The 841-nt window shown below is 37.1% G+C and carries 1 protein-coding gene; it reads right to left on the reverse strand.

Annotated elements, in window-relative coordinates:
* The coding region (locus DNJ75_RS15000; protein WP_206609139.1) for a hypothetical protein at positions 1-535 on the reverse strand (535 nt) is incomplete at its 3' end.
* Positions 536-841: the final 306 nt, after the last annotated feature.

The following is an 841-nucleotide window of genomic DNA, read 5'->3' on the forward strand; positions in this document are numbered from 1 at the left end:
CTGTCGGTCTTAATGTGCTGCGATAACTATGATCTTTTACCTTTTTTACTTTTTTTGCCTTGTCACGTTCTATAGAGGCACTAAATGCCGCTGTTTGCTGAGGAGTCATTACCTCGACAGGATACGTATAATGAGCATTGCTCACTTGATTCTTATCACTTTGATTAACTTGTTTAGCTTGCTTAAATTGTTCATGTGACAATGGCGTCACCCCTTGCTTGTTCATTGCCGCCAACAATAAGGCATAATCCCTTTCTTTTAGCTGCTCATCTTCCGCTGAAGCCTCTTTTTTTAAGCCATTGACCTCATTTACATTTTCTAGCTTTTTCTCCTCTTTTTGCTTTTTTTGTTTTTTTTCCTCTTTTTCTTCATTTCCATCGTACTCGCTCGCTTTTACGTCACCATCCGTTATGTCATGTACCGTAACTTCATCAGTAATATCTGCCGCAAACGGTGAGCTACTAAGCTGTGTGGAGTCGGATGAGTCCGATGACACTGCAAAACTCATCATCGGGAAACTAACACTGAACATCATTATAATCAGCAACCGTCTTAATGGATTTGAAAAATGTAAAAAATGTAAAAAAGGTAAATGATGGAAATACCCTTTTCTACTATCACATAACGTGAAAAATCTAAAAATTAACATAAAAAAACCTCTTCAAAAATGAACCACAATGACAAAGAACAAATGAAGCAACAGACCCCCCAAAGATTAATAAAAACTACTTCTTCTCAACCTCAAAAATATCTTTAACCTGCAATGACCCATTGTAATAATCAAACTGTACAACAAAACTCACTTCCTGATGTGATACCAAACGTAATCCCACCCGCTTTT

The sequence above is a fragment of the Cysteiniphilum litorale genome (genome assembly GCF_003428165.1).
In the GTDB taxonomy this organism is placed as follows: domain Bacteria; phylum Pseudomonadota; class Gammaproteobacteria; order Francisellales; family Francisellaceae; genus Caedibacter; species Caedibacter litoralis.